This window comes from Arsenicicoccus sp. UBA7492 (assembly GCF_002479615.1).
Classification (GTDB): domain Bacteria; phylum Actinomycetota; class Actinomycetes; order Actinomycetales; family Dermatophilaceae; genus Arsenicicoccus; species Arsenicicoccus bolidensis.
In genome coordinates this window covers 1-8,063 of record NZ_DLOE01000055.1, presented here as the reverse complement: position 1 = coordinate 8,063, position 8,063 = coordinate 1, and the positions used below count along the sequence as shown (strand labels likewise).

Below are 8,063 nucleotides of genomic sequence, written 5' to 3'. Positions count from 1 at the left end.
CCCCACACCCCACCCCCCCCACCGGTCACTTCCCGACACCCCACCCCCGCCCACCGGTCACTTCCCGACACGGTGGCGCCTGTGGATAGTGACCCGCGGTTATCCACAGGAACCAATTGCGAGCTTGAGCAAATCAGAGCAAACGACAAGATCTGAGTATGGATCCACATGCACTCCCGCCAAGCCTGGCCTGCCTACCTGCGTTCACTCGATCACAGGGGCTGGCCGCTGGCCTGAGTGAGCGAGACCTCCGCTCCCTTGCCCGACCCCATCGGAGCGTCTATTCGACCCATATGCCAACGACGGTGCTCGAGGATGCCCAGATGCTCAGTGTCATCCTGCCCGAGGGCGTCTGCTTCAGTCACTGGACCGCGATGCGACTGAACGACCTGTGGGGACCCACCTCGTGGGACCCCGATCGACGAGAGCCCCTCCATGTCCTGCGCACGTCGGCCGCTCACCCCACCCGGCTGCCCACCGTCGCCGATCATCGTGCCCGGACGCCCCCATGCGTTCGGCTGCAGAACCTCACCGTGCCCGTGGTGGCGCCGGAGCACGTCTTTGCCCAGCTCGCCAACAAGCTCGGCCCCCTCCAACTCGTCGTCTTGGGCGACTCCGTGGTCCGGTGGCGGTCCGGCCGCACCAAGGCCCTCCTGCGTGGCGCCCTCCAGCCGGGGGAGCGAGGAGTCCGCCGGGCGCGCGCGGCGCTGGAGGAAGTGCGCGAGGGGTCAAACTCCCCGGAGGAGACGCGAGCACGACTGATCCTCGCCGATGCCGGCTTCCCCGAGCCGTCTCTCAACGCACCCATCTACGACGCGGACGGGGCCTTCGTCGCCTTCCTCGACCTCTATTGGGAAGAGTTCAAAGTCGGATATGAGTACAACGGGCAATGGCACTACGCCTCGGAGGAGCAGCTTGAGCGAGACCGGCGACGCATCGAACGCATCGAGGCGACCGGCGTCCAGGTCTTCGTCTCGACCAAGGACGACAGGAATGCCATGGGGCCAGTCATCTGGGGCCTTCGCCGGGCCATGGGCCGGCGCGTGAGCCGGCCCCGAGCTTGGAACTGACCAGTCGACGGAACCTACCCGCACGAAACTGACCAGTCGACGGAACCTACCCGTACGAAACTGACCAGTCGACGGAAGGTACCCGTACGGAACTGACCAGTCGGCGGGGGGCGGTCAGGGGAGGCGGGCCAGTGCCTCGTCCAGGCTCAGCTGATCCAGGGGCGTCCGCCCCGCGACGGCGTCCTCCAGCTCCGACCACTCACGGGGCGCGGCCACCGTCGGGCGACCGAACTTCCCGCGCAGCGACCAGGGGCAGATCGTCGTCTTGGAGGCGGTGTTCTGGCTCCAGTCGACGAGCACCTTGCCCCCGCGCTTGACCTTGGCCATGGACGACACCACGAGGGACGGGTGGGCCGCCTCCAGCGCGACCGCCAGTCCCTGGGCGACCTCGCGCACCACGGCGACGGGGTGGGTGCCGTCGAGCTCGACATACAGCTGGAGGCCCTTGGACCCCGAGGTGACCGGCCACAGGTCGTCGAGTCCCATGTCGCACAGGATGTCTCGCGCCCACATCGCCACCTGGGCGCACTCCGCGAGCCCCGCTCCCAGCCCGGGGTCGAGGTCGACGACGAGCCGGTCCGGGGGCAGTGGGTCGCCGTCCGCGCGGACCCGCCACTGGTGCACGTGCAGCTCGAGCGCGGAGAGGTTGGCGAGCCAGGTCAGGCCGGCGACGGAGTCGATGACGGGATAGGTGATGGTCTCGCGGTCGCGGGTCGAGCCCGGCGCGGGCAGGACCACGGTCCGGACCCAGGGGGGCGTGCCGTGGGGCACGTTCTTCTCGAAGAACGACGCGCCCCCCGTCCCCGACGGCCACCGGATGCGCGTCACGGCCCGGTCGCGCAGCTGCTCGAGCAGGACCGGCGCGACCTGCGCGTAGTACTGCAGCACCTCGCCCTTGGTGGTCCCGGTCTCGGGGTACAGCACCTTGTCGAGCGAGCTGAGCCGCAGCGTCCGCCCGTCGATCTCGACGCTCACGTGGTCAGGCATCGCCGGCCTCCTCCTCGGGATCGGCCACGAGGTCGGCCGGTGACAGGTCCGTCCGCACACCGAGGTAGGCCGGCTGCCGCAGCCTGCCGTTGCCCGCCCGCCCGAGGGACTGCACGTCCACGACGAGCGTCGGCTCGACCCAGCGCGCACCGGTCGCATCCTCACGCGGCACCTCCCCCACGAACGGCGCACCACCGCAGCCACGCTCGTCGAGCAACGGCCGCAACGCCTCCCCCGCACGACCGGCGAGCCCCGCGCCCACGCGCCCGTCCAGCTCCAGCAGGCCGGAGCCGTCGCCCACCGGCGTCCCGACGAGCAGCGCGCCGACGCGGTCCCGCCCCGACGTCTCGGGACGCCATCCGCCGACCACGACGGACAGGGTGGCGCGGTGCGGCAGCTTGAGCCAGTCGGGGCTGCGGGCGCCAGGCTGGTATGCCGAGGCCCGCCGCTTCGACACCACCCCCTCGAGGCCCTGGCGGCGGGTCACGTCGTGCAGCAGCCGGCCGTCGTCATACGTGTCGGGCACCCGCCAGGCCGTCCCGCCCTCCCCGAAGGACTCCAGGTCGAGCCGCTCGAGCAGCGAGCGCCGCACGGACCAGGGCTGGTCGATCAGCACCTGCCCGCCGAACCGCAGCAGGTCGAACACCATGAAGGTCGCGGGTCGCACCTCCGCCAGGGCCTGCGCCACCCGCGCGTCCGAGACGTGGATGCGCTCGCTCAGCGCGGCGAACGACGGCACCCCGCCCTGCAGCGCGATCACCTCGCCGTCCAGCAGCAGGTCCTCCCCGGCACGGGTCAGCCCGGCGAGCTCGGGGAACCGCACGGTCGCGTCGGCGCCGGACCGGGCGCGCAGCCGCAGGCCCGTGGGTGAGCGGTCGGCGAGGATCCGCATGCCGTCCCACTTGACCTCGTGCACCCACCCGTCGCCCTGCGGCACCTGGGTGGTGGGGGTGGCGAGCATCGGACGCATACCTCATCCTGACTGATGGGTATGTGCCATCGCGGGCTAACCAGCGACGAAGGAGCAGGTCATGCGAGCAATCTGGAAGGGCGCGGTCTCGTTCGGCCTCGTCACCGTGCCGGTGCGGCTCTTCACCGCGACCGAGAACCACGACCTGCAGTTCCACCAGGTCCGCAAGAGCGACGGCTCGCGGATCAAGTACAAGAAGGTCGCCGCGGCCGACGGCGAGGAGGTGCCGTTCGCCGAGATCGCCAAGGGCTACGAGTCGCCCGACGGCAAGATGGTGATGATCACCGACGAGGACCTCGCGTCGCTGGACTCCAAGAGCACCAAGGAGATCTCGGTCGAGAAGTTCGTGCCCGCCGACCAGATCGACCCCCTGCTGCTGGACAAGTCCTACTACCTCGAGCCCGACAAGAGCGCGGTCAAGCCCTATGCCCTGCTGCGCGAGGCCCTGCGCTCCACGGATCGTATGGCGGTGGTCACCGTCGCCGTCCGCACACGCCTGTCCATGGCGGTGCTGCGGGTCAAGGACGACGTGATCGTGCTGCAGACGATGCTGTGGCCGGACGAGGTGCGCAAGCCGTCCTTCGACGTGCTCGACGACATCCCGGAGCCCAACGAGCGGGAGGTCAAGATGGCGGACCTGCTCATCGAGTCGATGGTCGACGACTTCGAGCCCAACGACTACGAGGACGACTACCAGCAGGCCGTGCAGGCCCTGGTGGAGCGCAAGCTCGCCGGTGGTGACGTCAAGGCCGCACCCAAGGCCAAGGACGACGACGAGGGCGGCGACGTGGTCGACCTGCTCGCGGCGCTGCAGCGCTCGGTCGACCGGGCCAAGGCGGCGCGGGGCGAGGACACCTCCGCGGACTCCGGTGCGGGGCAGGAGGGCTCGGGGTCGGACGACGGCGCCGACACCGAGGACGACGACGCCGAGGACGACCAGCCCGCGGCCAAGAAGGCGACCGCGCGCAAGGCCCCCGCCAAGAAGTCCGCGAGCTCCACCACGAAGAAGGCCGCCGCCAAGAAGTCCACGGCCAAGCGGACCACCAAGAAGGCCAGCTGAGGTGCCGGAGGGTCACACCATCCACGCCCTGGCCGGGCGGCTCAACCGGGCGTATGCCGGAAAGCCCGTCAGGGGGAGCAGCCCGCAGGGGAGGTTCGCCGACTCGGCCGCGCAGCTGGACGGCGAGGTGCTGATCGGTGCGCAGGCCGCCGGCAAGCACCTGCTGGTGGAGGTCGACGGGGACCGCTGGCTGCACGTGCACCTCGGCCTCATCGGCAACTTCGCGGTGACGCCGTTGGCGGACGGCATACGGCCTGAGGACGTCCCGGTGCAGGGAGAGGTGAGGTTGAGGCTCGCGTCGGACACGCACGTGGCCGACCTGCGCGGGCCGATGGTGTGCGCGCTGATCACGCCGCAGGAGGCGCACTCGGTCCTCGACCGGCTCGGCCCCGATCCCCTGCGCGCCGACGCCGACCCGGACGAGGCGTGGGCGCGGATCTCCCGGAGCCGCAAGACGATCGCCGAGCTGCTCATGGACCAGGCGGTCGTCGCCGGGGTGGGCAACGTCTATCGCTGCGAGGTGCTGTGGCGCCACCGCATCGACCCCCACCGCCCGGGGCGCGAGCTGCGCCAGAGCTCCTGGGACACCATCTGGGCGGACCTCGTGCGCCTGCTGCCGCTGGGCGTGGCGTACGGGCAGATCCTCACCCTCGAGCCGCAGGTGGAGGAGGCCGAGCGGCGGCTCGCCGCGGGCGAGGAGCCACCGGTGATCACCGGCCGCTCGCTGGGCACGACCTTCCCGCGGGAGTTCGCGACCTACAAGCGCGCGGGCGAGCCCTGCCCGACCTGCGGCAGTCGCATCCGCACGGCCAGGGTCGCAGGGCGCACCCTCTACTGGTGCGGCCGCTGCCAGCGCCGCCGCTGAGGCATCACACGTGCGCGTCGCTGCTGTTCAGCGCGCCCGCGTCATCCTCTGAGCGCAGCAGCCAGAACGCTCCCACTAGCGCGAGACCCATCCCGAGCACGACCTGCAGCCATGATCCCGGGCGCGTGTGCTCGTCCAGCAGGAAGAGTCCGAACCCTGCCGGGAACACCGTTGCCATGCCGTAGTTGCATCCCAGGACGGGGGCTGCATGCCCTCGCGCCAAACCTTTGGTCAGGTGAACTTGACCCAGCACCATGCCGAGGACGATCAGGACGCCTGAGATCCAGTTAAGCAAGGGCAGTTCCCAGAACCGCCAGAGTGGGTGAGTGTGGTCACCCATCAGGAGCCTCGCGCAGATTGCTGAGAATGAGAACCCAAAACCTGAGAGCAAGCCATGGGCCGCGGGACCGGCAGGCAGCGCCAGACCTGCGGCGCAGATGAGGGCGCATCCGACGATGACGTAAAGGAACCGTGGCTGGATCGGAGGCACCGGCCCCGCCACCGTCACCATGCTCAGCAGGACAATGCCGCCGATGACCGCTGCGATGGCCCCGGCGTCGGACAGCCTGAGGCGGCGCACTCCCTGCACGTGCTGAATCACCGCGGTCACCGCCAGCGCTGATGTGACGCAGGCTTGCACCAGCAGCAGTGGCAGGAACCTGCGGGCGAAGAGTGTGAAGAGGAATCCGGCACCCTGCAGTGCGGTCCCGATCCACCAGCTCCGGGAGCGCAGGGGGCTTCCTGGTGCCCGAGACCCCTCGTGCAGCCGCGCGCCTGAGACGCCGTACGAGAGAACGCCCGTGACGAGCATCACGACGGCAAGGAGCACGTGGTCACATTACCCGCTCAAGAGGCCGAGGCTGGGCAGGACGCCGGTATCGTGCATAGTGCTCGGGAGATGGGAGGCGTCTCAGCACCCCGGTGTGGCAACTGCTTTCGCGAAGGCGCCCGATTGATAGACTAGATTGCCGACCCGGTTGAACTCCTGCCCGGAGTCCACCATCCGAAGTTCGCCAGAGTAGCATCGACCGATCAGCAGCCGGGCACGTTCCATTTGCGGTCGAAATGTCACCACCTGGATGGACCGCCATTGGTGCTCTGCAGCGAGTCGGCGCAGTGATCTGGCCTCACCTTGCGTCGTCGCCGGAACCGGGTTGAAGCAGTACACGGGATAGGGCTGCGGCGTTAAACACACCGGTGGCACCTGACCGTCGAGATCGGGTGGGTATGCGGAAACGACGAGGGCGGAGGCGCCCCCCTTCGCCATGATCGCCTGGGCTGTGGCAAGTCGGTCTGGGGTTGACCGTCCCAGCACCGCTACGGCGTCGGAAACTCCCGGATCGTCGCCGCGTGGCTGAAGAATCGCTGTCGCGAGCACGACAGCGACAACCAACAAGACAGACGCCACCAGCACGCAGAACCGCCTCCATGAGATTGAAAAAATCCGGCTGGCCACCTCAGCCACCTGCCCCGGTGATGACTAACCCCACCGTGCGCACGATGATCTTGATGTCCAGCCAGAGTGACCAGTTCTGGATGTAGTAGTTGTCGAAACGCGCGCGCTCGGCGATCGACGTGTCGCCGCGCAGCCCGTTGACGGCTGCCCAGCCGGTCAGGCCGCAGGGGACGCGGTGGCGGGCACCGTAGGCGGGGTACATCTGCTGGAACTGCTCCACGAAGTATGGGCGCTCGGGGCGTGGGCCGACGACGCTCATGTCGCCGCGCAAGATGTTGATCAGCTGCGGGAGCTCGTCGAGGGAGGTCTTGCGGATGAACTTGCCGAACGCGCTCAACCGGTTGTCCTTGGCGATGTTCCAGTTGGTCTGCGACTCGGCCTCGTTGACGGGGCGCATGGAGCGGAACTTCATGACGGTGACGGGACGACCGTCGACCCCCACCCGCTCCTGCCTGAAGATGATCCCCGGCCCGCCGTCGAGCCGAACACCTAGCGCGACCAGCGCCATGGGGATGGACAGGACGACCAGCGCCAGGCCGGACAGCACGATGTCGCCCAGCCGCTTCACGCGCCACATGGGCGAGCGGTATGCCGACCGCCGCAGCCGCACCAGCGGAACGCCCCAGACGGTGTCCATGTCTCCCTCGACGTGGTGCAGCTCGTAGAGGCGGGGGACGACGAAGAGCTCGGACTCCAGGCGGTCGCAAGTGCGGATCAGCGGCACCATCTCCGACTCCTTCATCGAGGAGAAGGCGACGATCACGACGTGGATCCGGTTGTCTGTCAGGGTGCGCTCGAGCTCCTCGGGCCCGCCGAGGACCGGGAGGACATCAATGGAGTCGACGACCTTGGGGTCGCTGTCCAGGAAGCAGTAGGGGCGCAGGCCGTACTGCGGGTGGTCCTGCAGCAGCTGGGCGATCTCGTGACCGACCACACCGGCGCCGAGGATCAGGGCTAGGTGCCCCACGCGTCCCGTCCGGCGGGCCCAGCGGATGGCGGCGTAGACGAGGGCGCGACCGATCAGCACGAGGGCGAGCAGGGCGAGGGGGAAGGCCAGGACGTGCAGCTCCTCGACGACGTTGGCCATCGGGCGGCTCTCCACCCCGGCCCCCACGATGGCGACGGCGGCGCACGCGATGATCCAGCGGCCGGCGACGGCGGGCAGGTCGTCCAGGGCGGAGAGGTTGAGCCGCGAGTCATAGAGCTTGCTGCCCGCAAAGAGCGCCACGACGATCGCCGTCATCAGCAGCGCGGGACGGGCGTCGATGCCCGTCAGCAGCCAGGCGAGCAGGCAGGCGGTCACGTCGGCGATCACCGTCGCCGCCGCGACGCTGCGCACCCTGGTCCACAGCGTGGGCGTGTAGGCGTGGAGTTCGGGGTCCGTGAGCAGACGAGGGCGCGGGCGAGTAGAGCCGCTCACGGCGCGATGCTTGCCGCGCGAGTCGATCACGTCTGTCATGCCCGTCTTCTTCAGGATGAGGTGCGGCTGCGCCGGTGAGCCGAGACGCCTGCACGAGGACCGACCGGCCCACCCGCACAGGCTCTCGCACCGAGGTGACCGGCGCGTATCGATCGGGCCAACTGCGAAGCGGTACTCACCCCATCGGCCCTGGACCGACACGTGGGTGTGGCTCTTTAGCCTCGATCCACCGATG

Annotated in this window: 8 protein-coding genes; 3 read left to right on the top strand and 5 right to left on the bottom strand. The window is 69.3% G+C overall.

What is annotated here, in order from left to right; translation table 11 throughout:
• The first annotated feature begins 323 nt into the window (after positions 1 to 323).
• Positions 324 to 1,070 (top strand): hypothetical protein, encoded by a 747-nt coding sequence (locus tag B4E97_RS16535; protein WP_286960816.1) that lies wholly within the window; start codon positions 324 to 326, stop codon positions 1,068 to 1,070.
• 114 nt (positions 1,071 to 1,184) lie between these two features.
• Here B4E97_RS16535 and ligD read toward each other — a convergent pair whose 3' ends face one another.
• Positions 1,185 to 2,057, bottom strand: coding sequence for a non-homologous end-joining DNA ligase (gene ligD / locus B4E97_RS16530; RefSeq protein ID WP_286960815.1), 873 nt, complete (start codon positions 2,055 to 2,057; stop codon positions 1,185 to 1,187).
• Positions 2,050 to 3,027, bottom strand: a complete 978-nt coding sequence (locus B4E97_RS16525; protein WP_286960813.1) for a DNA ligase — start codon at positions 3,025 to 3,027, stop codon at positions 2,050 to 2,052. Before B4E97_RS16525 ends, ligD begins: the two co-directional genes overlap by 8 nt.
• 61 nt (positions 3,028 to 3,088) lie before the next feature.
• On the opposite strand from B4E97_RS16525, the gene B4E97_RS16520 reads away from it, so the two are divergent.
• On the top strand, positions 3,089 to 4,087 hold the full coding sequence (locus tag B4E97_RS16520; RefSeq protein ID WP_029212662.1) for a Ku protein: 999 nt from the start codon (positions 3,089 to 3,091) through the stop codon (positions 4,085 to 4,087).
• Position 4,088: 1 nt separating this feature from the next.
• Positions 4,089 to 4,952 carry an Fpg/Nei family DNA glycosylase gene (locus tag B4E97_RS16515; protein ID WP_286960810.1) on the top strand — a complete coding sequence of 288 codons (864 nt, stop codon included), beginning with the start codon at positions 4,089 to 4,091 and terminating at the stop codon, positions 4,950 to 4,952.
• A gap of 4 nt (positions 4,953 to 4,956) precedes the next feature.
• On the opposite strand, the gene B4E97_RS16510 is transcribed toward B4E97_RS16515, so the two are convergent.
• From B4E97_RS16510 to B4E97_RS16500, 3 genes are all read right to left on the bottom strand, one after another.
• Positions 4,957 to 5,781, bottom strand: coding sequence for a hypothetical protein (locus B4E97_RS16510; protein WP_286960808.1), 825 nt, complete (start codon positions 5,779 to 5,781; stop codon positions 4,957 to 4,959).
• Between the two features lie 81 nt (positions 5,782 to 5,862).
• A complete protein-coding gene (locus B4E97_RS16505) occupies positions 5,863 to 6,408 on the bottom strand; it encodes a hypothetical protein (RefSeq protein ID WP_286960807.1) in 546 nt (181 codons plus the stop codon).
• Between the two features lies 1 nt (position 6,409).
• Positions 6,410 to 7,867: a sugar transferase gene (locus tag B4E97_RS16500; RefSeq protein ID WP_286960806.1), complete on the bottom strand. Its 1,458-nt coding sequence runs from the start codon at positions 7,865 to 7,867 to the stop codon at positions 6,410 to 6,412.
• Positions 7,868 to 8,063 lie beyond the last annotated feature (196 nt).

Coding starts and splice junctions, on each gene's coding strand:
- B4E97_RS16535 (WP_286960816.1), top strand. CDS start 324: ATGCTCAGTGTCATCCTGCCCGAGGGCGTCTGCTTCAGTCACTGGACC.
- ligD (WP_286960815.1), bottom strand. CDS start 2,057: ATGCCTGACCACGTGAGCGTCGAGATCGACGGGCGGACGCTGCGGCTC.
- B4E97_RS16525 (WP_286960813.1), bottom strand. CDS start 3,027: ATGCGTCCGATGCTCGCCACCCCCACCACCCAGGTGCCGCAGGGCGAC.
- B4E97_RS16520 (WP_029212662.1), top strand. CDS start 3,089: ATGCGAGCAATCTGGAAGGGCGCGGTCTCGTTCGGCCTCGTCACCGTG.
- B4E97_RS16500 (WP_286960806.1), bottom strand. CDS start 7,867: ATGACAGACGTGATCGACTCGCGCGGCAAGCATCGCGCCGTGAGCGGC.